The sequence below is a fragment of the Lentzea rhizosphaerae genome (genome assembly GCF_042649515.1).
GTDB classification, from domain to species: Bacteria; Actinomycetota; Actinomycetes; order Mycobacteriales; family Pseudonocardiaceae; genus Lentzea; species Lentzea aerocolonigenes.
The window spans coordinates 73,035-89,279 of sequence record NZ_JBHRZI010000007.1; the positions used below are offsets into that span (position 1 = coordinate 73,035).

At 70.8% G+C, this 16,245-nt stretch carries 17 protein-coding genes; 8 read left to right on the forward strand and 9 right to left on the reverse strand.

The window, feature by feature from the left end:
• Positions 1 to 33: 33 nt before the first annotated feature.
• Genes ACFOWZ_RS04940 through acsA form a run of 5 tightly spaced genes read right to left on the reverse strand, consistent with a single transcriptional unit; the run spans position 34 to position 5,338 of the window.
• Positions 34 to 276 (reverse strand): phosphopantetheine-binding protein, encoded by a 243-nt coding sequence (locus ACFOWZ_RS04940; RefSeq protein WP_382369371.1) that lies wholly within the window; start codon positions 274 to 276, stop codon positions 34 to 36.
• On the reverse strand, positions 273 to 1,682 hold the full coding sequence (locus ACFOWZ_RS04945) for a dihydrolipoamide acetyltransferase family protein (protein ID WP_382369374.1): 1,410 nt from the start codon (positions 1,680 to 1,682) through the stop codon (positions 273 to 275). The genes ACFOWZ_RS04940 and ACFOWZ_RS04945 overlap by 4 nt, the downstream gene beginning before the upstream one ends.
• Positions 1,675 to 2,652: an alpha-ketoacid dehydrogenase subunit beta gene (locus ACFOWZ_RS04950; protein ID WP_382369377.1), complete on the reverse strand. Its 978-nt coding sequence runs from the start codon at positions 2,650 to 2,652 to the stop codon at positions 1,675 to 1,677. Before ACFOWZ_RS04950 ends, ACFOWZ_RS04945 begins: the two co-directional genes overlap by 8 nt.
• Positions 2,649 to 3,602, reverse strand: a complete 954-nt coding sequence (gene pdhA, locus ACFOWZ_RS04955) for a pyruvate dehydrogenase (acetyl-transferring) E1 component subunit alpha (RefSeq protein WP_382369380.1) — start codon at positions 3,600 to 3,602, stop codon at positions 2,649 to 2,651. Before pdhA ends, ACFOWZ_RS04950 begins: the two co-directional genes overlap by 4 nt.
• On the reverse strand, positions 3,599 to 5,338 hold the full coding sequence (gene acsA / locus ACFOWZ_RS04960; RefSeq protein WP_382369383.1) for an acetate--CoA ligase: 1,740 nt from the start codon (positions 5,336 to 5,338) through the stop codon (positions 3,599 to 3,601). The genes pdhA and acsA overlap by 4 nt, the downstream gene beginning before the upstream one ends.
• A 200-nt stretch (positions 5,339 to 5,538) precedes the next feature.
• On the opposite strand from acsA, the gene ACFOWZ_RS04965 reads away from it, so the two are divergent.
• Positions 5,539 to 6,420, forward strand: a complete 882-nt coding sequence (locus tag ACFOWZ_RS04965) for an AMIN-like domain-containing (lipo)protein (protein ID WP_382369386.1) — start codon at positions 5,539 to 5,541, stop codon at positions 6,418 to 6,420.
• Between the two features lie 2 nt (positions 6,421 to 6,422).
• On the opposite strand, the gene ACFOWZ_RS04970 is transcribed toward ACFOWZ_RS04965, so the two are convergent.
• Both ACFOWZ_RS04970 and ACFOWZ_RS04975 read right to left on the reverse strand, forming a co-directional pair.
• The gene (locus ACFOWZ_RS04970; protein WP_382369389.1) at positions 6,423 to 6,560 is read right to left on the reverse strand and encodes a hypothetical protein; all 138 of its coding nucleotides are present in this window, start codon (positions 6,558 to 6,560) and stop codon (positions 6,423 to 6,425) included.
• Between the two features lie 26 nt (positions 6,561 to 6,586).
• Positions 6,587 to 9,154, reverse strand: coding sequence for a cation-translocating P-type ATPase (locus ACFOWZ_RS04975; protein ID WP_382369392.1), 2,568 nt, complete (start codon positions 9,152 to 9,154; stop codon positions 6,587 to 6,589).
• A gap of 152 nt (positions 9,155 to 9,306) precedes the next feature.
• Between ACFOWZ_RS04975 and ACFOWZ_RS04980 the strand changes: the two genes are divergently transcribed.
• The gene (locus tag ACFOWZ_RS04980; protein WP_382369395.1) at positions 9,307 to 9,786 is read left to right on the forward strand and encodes an adenosine-specific kinase; all 480 of its coding nucleotides are present in this window, start codon (positions 9,307 to 9,309) and stop codon (positions 9,784 to 9,786) included.
• Positions 9,787 to 10,070: 284 nt separating this feature from the next.
• On the opposite strand, the gene ACFOWZ_RS04985 is transcribed toward ACFOWZ_RS04980, so the two are convergent.
• Positions 10,071 to 10,256, reverse strand: a complete 186-nt coding sequence (locus ACFOWZ_RS04985; RefSeq protein WP_382369398.1) for a hypothetical protein — start codon at positions 10,254 to 10,256, stop codon at positions 10,071 to 10,073.
• Between the two features lie 95 nt (positions 10,257 to 10,351).
• On the opposite strand from ACFOWZ_RS04985, the gene ACFOWZ_RS04990 reads away from it, so the two are divergent.
• From ACFOWZ_RS04990 to hypE, 6 genes are all read left to right on the forward strand, one after another.
• Positions 10,352 to 10,777 (forward strand): hypothetical protein, encoded by a 426-nt coding sequence (locus ACFOWZ_RS04990; RefSeq protein WP_382369401.1) that lies wholly within the window; start codon positions 10,352 to 10,354, stop codon positions 10,775 to 10,777.
• A gap of 9 nt (positions 10,778 to 10,786) precedes the next feature.
• The gene (locus ACFOWZ_RS04995; protein ID WP_382369404.1) at positions 10,787 to 11,020 is read left to right on the forward strand and encodes a hypothetical protein; all 234 of its coding nucleotides are present in this window, start codon (positions 10,787 to 10,789) and stop codon (positions 11,018 to 11,020) included.
• 64 nt (positions 11,021 to 11,084) lie between these two features.
• On the forward strand, positions 11,085 to 13,277 hold the full coding sequence (gene hypF / locus ACFOWZ_RS05000; protein WP_382369406.1) for a carbamoyltransferase HypF: 2,193 nt from the start codon (positions 11,085 to 11,087) through the stop codon (positions 13,275 to 13,277).
• Entirely contained in the window at positions 13,277 to 13,522 is a 246-nt protein-coding gene (locus ACFOWZ_RS05005; RefSeq protein WP_030474213.1) for a HypC/HybG/HupF family hydrogenase formation chaperone, read from the forward strand. Before hypF ends, ACFOWZ_RS05005 begins: the two co-directional genes overlap by 1 nt.
• Positions 13,519 to 14,616 carry a hydrogenase formation protein HypD gene (hypD, locus tag ACFOWZ_RS05010; protein ID WP_382369410.1) on the forward strand — a complete coding sequence of 366 codons (1,098 nt, stop codon included), beginning with the start codon at positions 13,519 to 13,521 and terminating at the stop codon, positions 14,614 to 14,616. The genes ACFOWZ_RS05005 and hypD overlap by 4 nt, the downstream gene beginning before the upstream one ends.
• Before the next feature lie 23 nt (positions 14,617 to 14,639).
• Entirely contained in the window at positions 14,640 to 15,638 is a 999-nt protein-coding gene (gene hypE / locus ACFOWZ_RS05015) for a hydrogenase expression/formation protein HypE (protein WP_382369413.1), read from the forward strand.
• 60 nt (positions 15,639 to 15,698) lie between these two features.
• Here the strand turns inward: hypE and ACFOWZ_RS05020 are convergent, their stop codons facing one another.
• The gene (locus tag ACFOWZ_RS05020; protein WP_382369416.1) at positions 15,699 to 16,109 is read right to left on the reverse strand and encodes an Hsp20/alpha crystallin family protein; all 411 of its coding nucleotides are present in this window, start codon (positions 16,107 to 16,109) and stop codon (positions 15,699 to 15,701) included.
• Positions 16,110 to 16,245 lie beyond the last annotated feature (136 nt).

Consider the following 16,245-nt stretch of genomic DNA (forward strand, 5'->3'; position numbering starts at 1 on the left):
CGCGTTCTCGGCCCCCGGCCTGGCGCGCGCTGGTCAGCCGGCTCGGCTGAGGAACGTCACTCCCGCCGCGAGCGTGGTGAGCCTGCGCTGGTCGTCCTCGGTGACCGGCAGGCCGCTGCGCCTGCTCAGCTCGGCCGCGTAGGCCTGGAAGTCGATGGAGTCGAGGTCGAGCTCCTCGCGCAGGTCCGCGTCCGCGGCGACGTCGCCGAGCTCCGCGTCCGGCGCGACGGTCAGCAGGGCGGCCTGGATCATGTCGCGGGCTTCGTCGGGTGTCATGGCTCCTCCGGTGTGGTCAGCAGTTTCTCGACGAACTCCAGGTAGCGGGCGCCGGTGTGCCCGTCGGTGGCGCGGTGGTCGGCCGACAGCGTCACGGTGACCACGGGACGCACACCGAGCATTCCGTCGACGGCCCACGGGCGTTCGAGCACCTTGCCGACGCCGACGAGAGCGACCTGTGGTGGGTGGATCACGCCGAAGACCGACTCGACGCCCCGGTCGCCCAGGTTGGTGACCGTGATGGTCGCCTCGGCCAGCTCGCTGCCGCGCAGCCGTCCGCCGCGGGCGCGGGTGACGAGGTCGCGCACCCGGTCCATCATCTCGACCGGCCCGAGCGCCGTGGCGTCCGCGATCACCGGCACGATCAGCCCGCCGCCGCGCAGCGAGACCGCCATCCCGAGCCGCACGCCCTCGCCGGGCTCGAACCCTTCGCTGTTCCAGAACCCGTTGAGCTGCGGCACCTTCTCCGCCGCACGTGCGCAGGCCCGCAGCACCAGGGCGACCGGCAGCACGCGGCGTTCCACCGGCAGGTCGCGGTTCAGCTCGGCCAGCCGCGTCATCGCGGTCGTCATGTCGATCGTGGTGCTCAGGTAGTAGTGCGGGATCTCGCGCTTCGACCGTGCCATCAGCCTCGCCGTGGCCTGCCGCGTGGCCGCGGTTCGGTCGACGACGGGCGCGGCCGGCTTCTCGGCCCGCGGTCCGGGTTTCACCGCACGGACGTCGGCCGCGCGAACGGTGCCGTCGCGCGCCACGACCTGAGCGAGATCGACGCCGAGCTCCTTCGCGAGACGCCGTGCGTACGGCGTCACTCTGGTGCGCACGGGCGACTCGGTCACCGCTCGGGACCGGGCGGCCCGTTGCACGTCGGCGCGGGTGATCGCGCCACCCCTGCCGGTGCCGCGGACTCCGGCCAGGTCGACGCCCAGCTCCGCGGCCTGCTTGCGCACCAGTGGCCCGGCGACGGGAGGTCGCGGCCTCGGGGGCGGCGCAGGTGCAGACGGCACGGCCGGAGCGGGCGCGGACTGCGCGGGTGCAGACGCCGCGGGTGCGGGCGGTGCGGGCGCGGCCGGTACTGCCGGAGCGGGCGCGGGCGCGGGCGCCGCAGGTGCCGACGGCGCAGCCAGAGCGGGCGCCGACCGTTTCGCCGCCGCGGGCTTCGCTGCCGCGCCGTCCGCCGTCCCGATGGTGGCGAGCGGCGTGCCGACCGGCACCGCTTTGCCCGGCTGCACCAGGATGTCCTCGATCACGCCGCCCTCGAAGCACTCGACGTCGACCGCGGCCTTCGCGGTGTCCACGACTGCGACGACGTCACCTCGCGCCACGGTGTCCCCCGGCTTCACCAGCCACTCGATCACCGTGCCCTCGTCCATGTCGGCGCCGAGCGAGGGCATCCTGAACTCAGCCACCTCGCACCACCTCGCGCGCCGCGGCGGCGATCGACGCCGGTTGTGGCAGCGCCGCCTCCTCCAGGTGCTTCGCGTACGGGATCGGCACCTCCGCGCTGCACACCCGCCGGACCGGCGCGTCGAGTTCGTACAGCGCCTCCTCGGCGATGCGCGCGGCGATCTCGGCCGACAGGCTGCCGCTGCGCCATCCCTCGTCCACGACCACCGCGCGGTGCGTGCGCCGCACGGACTCCAGGAACGTGTCCGCGTCCAGCGGCCGCAGCGTGCGCAGGTCGATCACCTCGGCGTCGATGCCGTCCGCCGCGAGCTCGTCGGCCGCGGTCAGCGTCTTGGCGAGGCTGCCGCCGTAGGTGATGAGCGTGACGTCCCTGCCCGGCCTGCGCACCGCGGCACGGGTGAGGTCCACCGGGCCGGCGTCGTCGGCCAGCTCGCCGGAGAGGTTGTAGAGGGCGTTGTGCTCGAAGATCAGCACCGGGTCGGGGTCGCACAGCGCCGGCCACAGCATGCCGCGCGCGTCCTCCAGCGTCGCGGGTGCGAGCACCCGCAGGCCGGGGATGTGCGCGTACCAGCCTTCGAGGCTGTGGGAGTGCTGCGCGGCCAGCTGGCGGCCCGCGCCCGTGGTCATCCTGATCACCAGCGGCACCGGGAACTGGCCGCCCGACATGTGCAGCAGCGTCGCGGCGTTGTTGAGAATCTGGTCGAGCGCGAGCAGGCTGAAGTTGACCGTCATGACCTCGACGATCGGGCGCATCCCGTTGAGCGCCGCACCGATGCCCGCGCCGACGAACGCCGACTCCGACAGCGGGGTGTCGCGAATCCGTTCCGGACCGAACTCCTCCAGCAGACCGAGGCTGACGGCGTAGCAGCCGCCGTAGCTGCCGACGTCCTCGCCCATCAGGAACACGCGGTCGTCGCGGTTCATCGCGTCGCGGATCGCCTCCCGAAGGGCTTCGCGGTAGGTGGTCTTCACGTACTCACCTCCGAGGTGACGAACCGGGTGAGGTCGGTGACCGGCTCGAGGTCGGCGGCCTCGGCGGTGGCGACGGCGTGGTCGATCTCCACCGACACCTCTGCCTCGATGGCCCCCAGTTCGTCGTCGGTGAACTCCGGTCGCATCACCTCGACGAGCCGGTCGATCGGGTCGAGATGGCGCCACCGGGTCACTTCCGCCTTGTCCCGGTAACGCTCCGGGTCGTACATCGAGTGCGCGCGGAACCGGTACGTCCGCAGCTCCAGCAGGCACGGCCCGCCGCCCGCCCGGATCGACTCGGTGGCCCGACGGGCCGACTCCTTCACGGCGAGCACGTCCATGCCGTCCACCGACCAGGCCGCCAGCCCGTACGACGAAGCGCGCAGCGCGAGGTCACCGGCGGCGTGCTCCTTCGCGAACGCCGTGCCCATCGCGTACATGTTGTTCTCACAGCAGAACAACACCGGCAGCCGCCACAGCGCGGCGAGGTTCAGCACCTCGTGGAACTCACCCTCGGCCGCAGCTCCCTCGCCGAAGAAGCACGCGACGACCCGGGGCTCGCCCCGCAGCACGTGCGCCAGCGCGAGGCCGGCGGCCACGGGCAGTCCCCCGCCGACGATGGCGTTGCCGCCGAAGAACCGGTGGCTCGCGTCGAACAGGTGCATCGACCCGCCCCTGCCCCGGCTGCACCCGGTCACCTTGCCGAACATCTCGGCCATCACGGCGTCCATCGGCACGCCGCGGGCGAGCGCGTGCCCGTGGTCGCGGTAGGTGGACACGACCGCGTCCTGCGGGTCCAGCTCGGACACCACCCCGGCGGCGACCGCCTCCTCGCCCACGTACAGGTGCAGGAAACCGCGGATCTGCGCCGAGCTGTACAGCTCGGCACACCGCTCCTCGAACCGGCGGATGCGCACCATCTCGCGCAACAGGTCCAGGTGTTCTTTCACCGTCCCACCTCCAGTGTGGACGTGTCGCCTTCCGGCAGCCCCAGCTCGCGCGCCTTCAGCAGCCGGCGCATCACCTTTCCGCTGCGGGTGTGCGGCAGGTGCTGGTCGAACGCGATCTCCTTCGGTGCCACCGCACCCAGCCGCCTGCGACCGAACGCGATCAGCTCGGTGCGCAGCTCGTCGGTCGGTTCGTGACCGGGGCGCAGAGTCACGAACGCCTTCACGACCTCGCCGACGACCGGGTCCGGTTTGCCGATCACACCGGACTCCGCGACGGCAGGGTGCTCCATCAGCGCGCTCTCGACCTCGAACGGCCCGACCAGGTGGCCTGCGGACTTGATGACGTCGTCGGCCCGTCCGATGAACCAGTAGTAGCCGTCGGGGTCGCGCCGGGCCAGGTCACCGGTGAGGTACCAGCCGTTCAGGAAGGACTTCGCGTAGCGCGCGTCGTCGTGCAGGTACCCGCGGAACATCGACGGCCAGCCCGGCCGCAGCGCCAGCTCGCCGACCGCCTCCGGGTCGGTCACCTCCACCACGCGTTCGCCGTCGCCCATCACGATCCCGGCCTCGACACCGGGCATCGGCAGTCCCATGGAACCCGGCCGGATGTCCTCTGCCGCGTAGTTGCTGATCATGATCGCGCCGGTCTCGGTCTGCCACCAGTTGTCGTGCACGGGCAGGCCGAGCGCTTCCTGGCCCCACACCACGACTTCGGGGTTCAGCGGCTCACCGACGCTCGCGACGAACCGCAACGCCGAGAGGTCGTACCGCTTGGCCAGTTCGGCGCCGGAGCGCATCAGCATGCGCAGCGCGGTCGGAGCGGTGTACCAGACCGTGACGTGTTCGTCCTGCAGCACCTCGTACCAGCCGTGCGCGTCGAAGTCCGACGCGTCCACGATCATCGTCACGCCGTGGGTGAGCGGGGCGATGATGCCGTAGGACGTTCCGGTCACCCAGCCTGGATCTGCCGTGCACCAGTACACGTCGTCGGTGTGCAGGTCGAGTGCGTACGCGGCGGTGACGTGATGTGCCAGCACGGCGCCGTGCACGTGCACCGCGCCTTTGGGCTTTCCGGTGGTGCCGCTGGTGAAGTGCAGCAGCGCCATGTCGTCCGGTGACGTCGGCGGGATGGTGAACTCGTCGCTCGCCAGCGCCATCTCCGCGGCGAACGACCGCGTACCGGGAGGCGGGTCACCGATCACCAGCACGTGTTCCAGCGCGGGCAACGACTCCCGCAGCTGCTCGACCCGCTTGCGGTACAGCTGCGGCGTGGTCACCAGCACCCGCACGTCGCCCAGACGCAGGCGTTCCCGCACCGGCTCCGGCCCGAACGCCGAGAACAGCGGCGCGTACACGCTCGTGTTCTTCACCGTGCCGATGGCGGTGACGTACAGCTCCGGCACGCGGCCGAGCAACGTCGCCACGCGATCGCCCTTGCCGATCCCGAGGCTCCGCAGCACGTTCGCGAACCTGTTGGTGGCACGACGGAGGTCGTCGTAGGTCAGCTCGGTGGCGTGCCCGCCGCGATCGCGGCAACGCAACGCGACCTTGTCGCGCAACGGACCGGCGGCGTGCCGGTCCACTGCCTCGTGCGCGATGTTGAGCCCGCCGCCCGGCAACCCGGCGAGCTGCCGCCGGGCGCTGTCCCAGCTGAACTCCGCACGCGACCGCGGGTAGTCGGCCAGGTTCGGCCTGACCGCCCCGGTGTGTCGTTTCCTGATCGGCTCCCAACCCATGACTCCAGGCTGGAACGGCGGGGGCCGTCGCAGCAGGGACGAAGGTCCCCGGTGTGAGCGCCGTTGGCACGCGTCCGATCCAGGCAGGCGTCCCTGGATTCGGGTGGGCTCCGGTGCGCGAGGGGATTTGGCCCCTGTCTCCGGCCCGCTCCGACGAGCTAAGTGTGTTCGGTCCAAACGATTCGCGAGAGGGTACCCCGATGAGCAGAATCCGCACAGTTCTCGCGCTGATCGCCTGCGTGGTCGCGATCGGCGGTACGACTCCGGCGGCGGTGGCCGCGCAGCAGACCTCCACCCTGGTGGCCGTCAGGGCCGCCCACCACCCCGACTACGACCGGGTCGTGTTCGAGTTCACGGGACCGGTTCCCGCACAACGGGACGTCGGCTACGTCCCCGAGCTCATCGGTGATCCGTCCGGCCTTCCCGTGCCTGTGGCGGGAGACGCGATTCTGCAGGTCCGCATGACACCCGCACGAGGCCACGACGACAACGGCAACGTCACCTACGGGCCGACCCGCCGCACCTATGCGCTGCCCAACGTCATCCAGGTGGTCAACTCGGGTGACTTCGAGGGCGTGCTGACCTTCGGCATCGGGCTCGCCCAGCGCACCGGCGTCACGGTGTTCACGCTGACCAACCCCAGCCGGGTCGTCGTCGACATCGCGACGCCGTTCCGGACCGTGCCGGTGAACGTCCACTTCCTCGACCTCTACCGGTTCGAGCAGGGCGTCGAGCCCTACACCCGAGCCGTTTCCCGGCAGGTGATCCCGCCGGCCACCGCGCGCGGCGCGCTGCAGCGGCTGTTCGCGGGCCCGACCCAGGAGGAGATCGCGCAACGGCTCCGGTTCGTCAACTCCGACGCCATCGGGTTCACCGATCTGTCCATCGTCGATGGAGTGGCCAGGGTGCGGCTCACCGGTGGCTGCTCCAGCCACGGCTCGACGTTCACCGTCGCCGGCGAGATCTTCCCGACGCTCAAGCAGTTCAGCTCGGTGCGGTGGGTGAAGATCTACGACCCGCAGGGGCGCACCGAACAGCCCACCGGGCAGAGCGACTCGATCCCGGAGTGCCTGGAGCCCTGACCTCACTCCAGGCGCCCGCTCAGCGGTTCGTCCTTCTCGTCGGCGCCGGGCCGTCCGGTCTGGGCGGGCATCTCGCCGGGGCTCGACCAGGTGGCGTCGAGCTCCTCGGCGAGTGCGTCGAAGATCGGTGTACCCGTCATGCCAGCCACCATGTGGCATGCCGTCGTCACGAAGTAAGGGGCCGTTCTGGCCGTGTGAAGTGCATTTTGCGGACGAGAAACGCCTTTGCGACAGCATCGGCCACCACTACGACCGGCACCGCCGCCAGCGCCAGTCCCCAGCCGAGAGCTGAAGGCGCGGAACCACCGAGCAGGTGCGGAAGTGGTGGCACGAACAGGAAGACCGCCAGCACGGCGAGCTCGAACGCCACCGCCCACAGCAGCAACCTGTTGCCGCGCAACCCGACGCGCGGCACGGACCGGGTCGCGCTGCGGCACGCGTAGGCGTTCGCGAGCTGACCGAGGACGATCGCGGTGAACGCGGTGCCGGACGCGGTCGCGAGCAACGCCGCGTCCGGCGTTGCGCCGAGACGCCAGCCGCCGGCCAGCAGCACCACGAGGAACGCGAGCATCGACATCGCCGCCTCCGCCGGACCGAGCACGAGGAACACCCGGCGCAGCACTCCTCCGTCGACGAGCGACCCGGTGCGCAGGCGTCCGCGCATGGTGCGCTTGTTCGGTGGCTCCGCACCCAACGCGAGCGCGGGCAGCAGGTCGGTGCCGATGTCCAGCGCCAGCACCTGCAGGACGGTGATCGCGAGCGGGATCGAGCCGCCGGACAACGCCCACACCACGAACGGCGTCAGCTCCGCGACGTTGTCGGTGAGGTGGTAGGTCAGGAAGCGGCGGATGTTCGCGAACGTCGCACGGCCCAGCTCCACCGCGGCCACGATGGTGCCGAAGTGGTCGTCGAGGAGCACGAGGTCGGCGGCCTCGCGGGCCACGTCCGTGCCGGAGGCGCCCATCGCGACGCCGATGTCGGCCGCCCGCAGCGCTGGGCCGTCGTTGACGCCGTCACCCGTCATGGCGACCACATGTCCCTTGGCCTGCAACGCCGTTGCGATCCGAAGCTTGTCCTCGGGCGTCACGCGGGCGACCACGACGCCGTCCCGGTCGAGCAGCGTGCCCAGCTCGTCCTGCTCGGACGGCAGGTCCTCGCCCTCCAGCACGAGGCCGTCGGAACCCAGCAGTCCGACCTGCTCGGCGATGGCTCGCGCGGTGGCGGGGTGATCGCCCGTGATCATCGCGATGCGGATGCCCGCCGACCGGCACGACGCGATGGCCTCCGCCACGTCGTCGCGCGGCGGGTCCTGCAGACCCACCAGGCCGAGCAGTTCGAGGTCCCGTTCGGCTTCCTGCCAGGTCTGCCCGGCGCCCGCCCTGCGCGCCACCGCCAGCACCCGCAGCCCCCGCTGAGCCAGATCGGCCAGCGCCTCGCCGGCACCGGGCACGGTCCCGCACAGCGGGAGAACCGAGTCGGGTGCGCCGGTCACGTGCACGCCGTCGGAGTCCACGACGGACGATCGCCGCCGCCTCGGGTCGAACGGAAACCGCACGGAGTCCTCCGAGGGTCCGTCGACGCCCAGACGTGCGGCGAGGACGTGCAGTGCGACCTCCATCGGGTCACCGACGGGGAGCCACCTGTCGTCGTGGTGGCGTGCGTGGGCAGCAGGTGAACAACGCTTGGCGGTCGACGCCAGCGCACGCACCTGTTCGACCGCCTCGGGACCACCGTTCACCGTGCCGGTCGGCTCGTACCCGCTGCCGCGCACGGTCACCTCGCCACGAGGCGTCCACACGCGCACGACCGACATCTCGTTGCGGGTCAACGTGCCGGTCTTGTCCGTGCAGATGAACGTCGTGGCTCCGAGCGTCTCCACCGCGTCGAGCCTGCGCACCAACGCCTTGCTGGCCGCCATGCTCTGCGCCGCCCGTGCCAGCGACAGCGTGACCGTCGGCAGCAGCCCTTCCGGCACGAGCGCGACCGTCACGCCGATCGCGAACAGAAAACCCTCCGCGGCCGGCAGCCCCAGCAGCACCGCGACACCGAAGAAGGCAGCACCCACGACGACCGCCATCACAGCGACGACCATCACGACCCTGTGCAGCTGCCCGGCGAGCGGGCTGCGCGGCGGTTTCGCCTCCTGGGTCAACGCGGCGATGCCCGCGAGCTTCGTGTGCGTGCCCGTGGCCACCACCAGCACCGACGCTTCACCCTCAGCGACATAGGTGCCCGCGTAGACGTGTTGTCCCGCTTCAGGTCTGGCCGGAACGCTCTCACCGGTCAACATCGACTCGTCGACCGCGAGCCCGGCCTCGGTCAGCACCTCGCCATCAGCGCAGACGCGCGCACCGGCCTCCAGCACCAGCTCGTCGCCGACGACCAGCTCGGCGGCGTCGACCTGGCGGAGGTGACCGTCCCTGCGCACCGTGGCGCGCACCGGCATCAGGTCGCGCAACCGCTGCGCCGCGCGGTCGGCCCGGTATTCCTGAGCGAACGCGAAGACACCGTTCAGCACGACCACGACGACGATGGCCACCGCCAGCGCGGGCATTCCCGCGACCATTGCGAGCACGGCGGCCGCCCACAGCATCAGTGCGAAGAAGTGGACCAGCTGCTCCGCCAACAGCAGCAACGGATGCCGCCGTCGCGCGACCGGCAGCGCGTTGGGCCCGTCGTGGTGCAGTCGCCTCGCCGCCTCGGCCGAGGAGAGTCCCGTTGTCGCGACAGTCATGACTGCATCTCAGCGCGACCGGAGGAGGGCAACCCAGGGCGTGACGTCCCACCTGATCGAGGACGATGTACCTCTGGCGCCAGGCGCGAGGGATCGATTCTGAGGACCTTGGCCACTGAACCGGACGATCGAGAACGGACCAGACTCGGATCATGTCCATCATCGCGGTCAGGATCGAGAAGCCCGACGACCTCAACGTCATCATCGGGCAGGCGCACTTCATCAAGTCAGTCGACGACCTGCACAACGCTCTCGCCGGCGCGAGCCCGCACCTCCGGTTCGGACTGGCCTTCTGCGAGGCCTCCGGGCCTCGGCTCGTCCGCCACTCCGGCAACGACCAGGACCTCGTCGAGCTCGCCATCAAGAACGCCCACGCCGTCGGAGCCGGTCACTCGTTCATCGTGTTCCTGCGCGAGGGCTACCCGGTCAACGTCCTCAACGCCATCAAGCAGGTGCCCGAGGTGTGCACGATCTTCTGCGCCACCGCCAACCCCGTGGACCTGCTCCTCGCGGGCACCGCGCAGGGCCGGGGCATCATCGGCGTGGTCGACGGCGGCGGGCCGCTCGGCGTCGAGACGGCCGACGACCAGGCCTCGCGCGCCGACCTGCTGCACCGGATCGGCTACCGGTAATGGTGGCCAGTGCGCCGGGCTTCAGCCTGGTGGTGAAGGCCTGGGCGGGAGGCCGGTCGCGGCCGAGCGTGTCCTAAGCACCTGGCCAGCAGTCTTGTCCGACACCATGAGGCTCGTTGGTGCCGAGTGCGTCTGCAAGTACCACCAACTCTTGATCGAATCCAACTCTTGATCGAATCGCCGCTACCTGCACCCAACCCGCTCGTCGCCGGCCGTGCGCCACGGCCCTGTTGGTTGTAGGTAGGTGCCTGTTGATGTTGAGTTGGTGGTACTTGCAGACGCCATCAGAGCCGGAGGCATGGTCGCCAGGCCAGACCCGGCCGCGTGACGAAGCCGTCGGTGAGCACCGCGGTGTGCCCGTCACTCAGCAACACCGAGCTCGTGCCCAGGAACCACGCGGTCACGTCACCGGCCCCGGCCGTCTGCACCGGGTAGCGCCCGAGATCCGGACGGCTCAACCACCACCTCACCGGCGAATCATCCCTGACCGGACGGCCAAAGGCCCGCTGCGGGGCGGGACTCAGGGCCCTGTCCCCGCGCCACCGCCGACTCGACGCTGGAGGGCATGGACACCAACAGCTACATCGCCTTCCTCGTCATCAGCGCGCTGCTGGTGGTGATCGACGCTGTGGTCGTCACGATCAGCGGGCGCAAGTACCTCAGCGACGACGACCACCCCGGCAGAAGCGTGGCGGCCAGCTGGCTCACCACCACGTTGTTCTCACTGATCGTGCTGGGCCTCGTCGCAGTGATCTCCACGGTCGACCTGCCCGTGGACGGCTCGTTGCAGAAGCTCGTGACGAAGCTCGGCCTGGTGCTGCTCCTGCTGGCCGTGGCCCACGCGATCACCATGGCGGTCCTGACCCGCTACCGGGGCGAGGAACGCCAGGAGCACCTCGCCGAGGAGTACGCGGAGCAGAGCCGGGGGCACTCGAGAAAGCCCCAGGTGTCGCGATCGATCGAGCGCGACGAACCGTACTCGACGACGTAGGTGGTCGTGATGATCTCCCGACCACTCGGATCGGCCGCGGCGGGACTGCTGACCGTACTGCTGTGTCTCGGCACGTCCGCCGGTCCGGTGCAGGCCGGTGAACCGTCCTCGGTCCATTCCGCGGTCGCGCCGGCCGGCGTCCCGCGGCCCGCGTTGAGCGGCCTGCTCACGCTGCTCATCGGCACCGGCCTGGCCCTGGTCGCACGGCGGGATCCCAACGGTCCCGGCTCGGGCAGGACCTAGGCCCCTCACGACGGGACGGCGCCGATGCGACGTTCGTGGGACAGCACACCGTCGAGGGAGAGCCGTGATCACGACCGAGCGCATCGAGGTGCACGGCGCCGTGCAGGGTGTCGGGTTCCGGCCGCACGTCCTGCGGCTCGCGACCGAGCTCGGTGTCCGGGGCGACGTGCGCAACGTCGGCGGTCACGTCGTGATCACCGCGTGCGGGTCACCGGACACGCTCAGCGCGTTCCGACGCGCCCTGCACGAGCGGGCGCCGCGCCACGCCCGGATCGACGACATCACCGTCACCCCGCACGAGAACGTCGGGCACGCCGGGTTCGTCGTGCTGGGCAGCGGGTTCGCGGCCGGTCCGCGCTCGATCGTCCCCGACCTCGCGACCTGCGACGCCTGCGTGGCGGAGCTGTTCGACCCCGGTGACCGGCGCTACCGGTACCCGTTCATCAACTGCACCGACTGCGGGCCGCGCGCGACCATCGTGGAGTCGCTGCCCTACGACCGGTCGCGCACGTCGATGAGCGCGTTTCCCCTGTGCGCCTCGTGTTCGGCCGAGTACCACGATCCGTCCGACCGCCGCTTCCACGCGGAACCGGTGGCCTGTCCGGACTGCGGGCCCCGGCTGCGGTGGGGGAAGGTCCTGGGCGGCGAAGCCCTGCACGCGGCGACCGGGGTGATCGCGCACGGCGGGATCGTCGCGGTCAAGGGTGTCGGGGGCTACCAGCTGATCTGTGATGCCGCGGACTCCGACGCGGTCGCCCGGTTGCGCAAGCTCAAGCTCCGGCCGCGCAAACCGTTGGCGGTGATGGTCCGCGGCGTCGCGGAAGCTCGGCTGTTCTCCGACCTGGACGACGAGGCGGCTGAGCTCCTGACGTCCCCCGCCGCCCCCATCGTCGTATCGCCCTCGCGTCTCGGCGGGCTGGACGTCGGGCTCTTCCTCCCGTACAGCCCGTTGCACCACCTCCTGTTGCGCGATCTCGCCCGTCCTCTCGTGGTGACCAGCGGCAACCGGTCCGGTGAGCCGATCGCGATCTGCGACGAGGAAGCGGAGGCGAAGCTCGGACCGGTGGTGGACGGCGTCCTCGCGCACAACAGGCCGATCCTCGCGCGCTACGACGACTCGGTGGTGCGCGCCGGGAGGATGGTGCGCAGGGCACGGGGATTCGCCCCGGCCCCCTTGTCGTTGCCGGTGCCGTCACCGGTACCGGTGCTGGCGCTGGGCGCACAGCTCAAGCACACCACGGCACTCGCGGTCGGCGACCGCGCGCTCGTCGGTCCGCACACCGGTGATCTCGAGAACGCACAGACCTTCACCGCGTTCGAGCGCACGGTGGAGACCTTGTGCCGGTGGCAGGGCACCACGCCGGAGTACTGCGCGCACGACCTGCACCCCCGCTACCTGTCGACCCGGTACGCCGAGCGGTGGTCGCGCGAGCGCCGGATCCCGGTCCAGCACCACCACGCCCACGTCGCGGCGACCGCGGCGGAACACGGCGTCGAAGGCCAGTTCGTCGGTGTCGCGTACGACGGTCTCGGGCTGGGCGACGACGGCACGTTGTGGGGTGGCGAGATCTTCCTGGCCACCTACCGGGACTACCGGCGGGTCGGCCGGTTCGGCCGCGCACCGCTGCCCGGTGGCGAAGTCGCGGTGCGGCGGCCCTCGCGCATGGCTCTCGGCTACCTGTACGGGGCCGAGGACTTCGGCGCACCGTCCATTCCGGACATCGGGCGGACGACGGAAGCCGGTCTCGTGCGGCGGATGGTCGAGCGGCAGGTCAACAGCCCACTCGCGTCCAGCGCCGGCAGGTTGTTCGACGCGGCCGCCGCGTTGCTCGGCCTGTGCGAGGAGAACACCTACGAAGGCGAAGCGGCCGTTCTCCTGGAAGCCTCGGCAGGCGGCCACACCGGGCCGTCGTTCGAGTGGAAGCTCCACCAGCGGGACGGGATGTGGGTGTACGACCCCGTACCCACCCTGCGCGACCTCGTCACGTGCGGCGACCCGGTCGGCGTGGCGGCGGCACGGTTCCACACCACGATCTGCGAGGTGACGGCGGCACTGGTGCGCGAGGTCGCGGGCGAGGTGCGGACCGTGTGCCTGGGCGGTGGGGTGTTCCAGAACCGCAGGCTCGTCGACGCCGTGACCCGTGAGCTGGACGGTTTCCGGGTGCTCGTCGGCGAGCGCGTGCCGGTCAACGACGGCGGGATCAGCTACGGACAGGCCGCTGTGGCGGCGGCACTGCTGGCGGGAGGGGACTGCTGATGTGCCTGGGGATTCCGGGACGGATCGTGACGCTGGACGACGCCGAGCCCCGCTCGGGAACCGTCGACTTCGACGGGCTGCGCCGGCCGGTCTGCCTCGCCTACACACCGGAAGCCGAAGTCGGCGACTACGTGATCGTGCACGTCGGCTTCGCGATCACGCTCGTCGACGAGGAGGAAGCCGCCAGGACCCTCGCGGTGCTGCGCGCGATGCCGGACGCGATCGAGACGGAGCTCGGACCGTGAAGCACCTGCAGGAGTACCGCGATCCCGAGCTCGCCCGGCGTCTGCTGGCCGAGCTGCGAACCACCGCGACGGCGCCGTGGACGATCATGGAGGTCTGCGGCGGCCAGACGCACACCATCGTGCGGCAGGGCATCGACGAGCTGCTGCCCGCGGGCATCCGGATGATCCACGGCCCCGGCTGCCCGGTGTGCGTGACGCCGCTGGAGATCATCGACAGGGCACTCGCGATCGCCGCCAGGCCGGACGTGATCTTCACGAGCTACGGCGACATGCTGCGCGTGCCCGGCACGTCCGGCGACCTGCTCTCCCTCAAGGCCCGCGGTGCGGACGTGCGGGTCGTCTACACGCCGCTCGACGCCGTGCGCGTCGCCCAGGACAACCCCGGCCGCGAAGTCGTGTTCCTCGCCGTCGGTTTCGAGACGACCGCGCCCGCCAACGCGATGGCCGTGCTGCACGCCGCGTCGACCGGCGTCCCGAACTTCAGCGTGCTGGTGAGCCACGTGCTGGTACCTCCCGCGATCACCGCGCTGATGGACGACCCGGACACGCAGGTGCAGGCCTTTCTCGCTGCCGGTCACGTGTGCGCGGTCATGGGCTGGACCGAGTACGAGCCGATCGCCGAGAAGTACGGCGTTCCGGTCGTGGTGACCGGGTTCGAACCGCTCGACCTGCTCGAAGGCATCCTGACGGCGGTGCGGCAGCTCGAACAGGGCCGTGCGGAGGTCGAGAACCAGTACGCCCGCGCCGTGCGCCGGACCGGCAACACCGCCGCACAGGACGCGATGCGGCGCGTGTTCCAGGTCTCCGACCGGACGTGGCGCGGCATCGGCCCGATCAAGGCCAGCGGCCTCGCGCTCAGTCCCGAGTTCGCCCGCTACGACGCCGAAACCAGGTTCGCCGTCGGTGACCTCGTGACGCGCGAGTCGCCCGACTGCATCGCCGGCGACATCCTGCGCGGCACCCGTGTGCCGACCGACTGCGCCGCCTACGGGCGCACCTGCACCCCCAGAAACCCGTTGGGCGCACCGATGGTGTCCAGCGAAGGCACCTGCGCGGCGTTCTTCAACGCCGGCCGAACCCTGGAGCACCGATGACGCTCTCCTGTCCCGTCCCGCGCGTGGAAACCGAACGCGTCCTGCTCGGCCACGGCTCCGGCGGACAGCTCATGGCCGAGCTGCTCGCCGAGGTTATCAACCCCGAGCTGGGCGTCGACGGTCCGCTGGAGGACGCCGCCCTGATCGGTCTCGACCAGGTGTTCAGCACCGACAGCTACGTCGTGACACCGAGGTTCTTCCCCGGCGGTGACATCGGTTCGCTCGCCGTGCACGGCACCGTGAACGACCTCGCCATGCGCGGCGCTCGGCCGATCGCGCTCAGCCTCGCGTACATCATCGAGGAGGGCCTGCCGATCTCCGAGCTGCGCGACATCACGCACTCCGCCGCGGCCGCCGCCCGCGCCGTGGGCGTCCCGATCGTCACCGGCGACACGAAGGTGGTCGGACGAGGCGCCGCCGACGGCCTCTACATCACCACGACCGGGGTCGGCGTGCGGTTGCGCGACGCGTGGCCGTCGGCCGCGAGTGCCGCAGCCGGCGACATCGTGCTCGTGTCTGGCCCGATCGGCCGGCACGGCGTCTCGATCCTCAGTTCCCGCGAGGGCCTCGGATTCGAAGCGGACATCTCCTCCGACAGCCAGCCGCTTCACGAGCTCGTGGCCGCGATGATCGCGGCGGGCGGCGCGGACGTGCACGCGCTGCGGGACCCCACGCGCGGAGGGCTCGCGGGCTCGCTCAACGAGATCGCCGCGGCGTCGCAGGTGTGCGTGGAGATCGTCGAGTCGGCCGTACCGGTACCCGCGCCCGTCGCCGCTGCGTGCGACCTGCTCGGGCTCGATCCGTTCCACGTGGCCAACGAGGGCTGTCTGGTGGCGTTCGTGGCACCGGCTTCGACCGACGCCGTGCTGGAGGCGATGCGCGCACTGCCGGAGGGTGCCGAAACCACGATCATCGGCGAGGTCACGAACGGCGCGCCGGGCCGCGTCCTCGCCCACACCCTGGTCGGCTCCTCCCGCGTCGTCGACGTCCTGGTCGGCGAGCAACTCCCCCGCATCTGCTGACGATGAACGGCGCATTCGTTCACCTGAGGTGGACGAATGCGCCGTTCATCGTGATTCAGGTCAGTCCTGTTGGACGTCGATCTGAACCTTGTGCTCCTCCGGCGGTGCGGCGATCGGCACGCGGACCTCGAGGATGCCCTTCTTGTACTCGGCGGAGATCTTCGAGGTGTCCGCGCCCGAGGGCAGCGACACGGTCCGGGTGAACGAGCCGTAGCGGAACTCGGAACGGTGCTGTTCCTTCTTCGTCTCCTCCCGCTGGGCGGTGATGGTGAGGGTGCCGTCGGTCGCGCTCACGTCGATGTCCTTCGCGGCGTCCAGACCTGGCAGCTCCGCGCGGACGACGTAGGCGCCCTCCTCGACGAAGTCCTCGATGTGCATCGGGTGCCGGGTGCCGAACGGCCACGTGGCGTCGAACATCTCCCACAGGTCGGGCAGCAGCGAGCTTGCCGGACGGCGAGCCAGCGTACTCATGTCTTCTCCTTTCCTCTTGCCCTACAACACATCCAACTCCTGATGTGCCCAGTCGGACAGGGCATCAAGCGCCTCACCGGATGGGCCCTTGGTCACTGGGGGCGGGCCTGCCTGGCCGTGACGATGGGGAGACGAC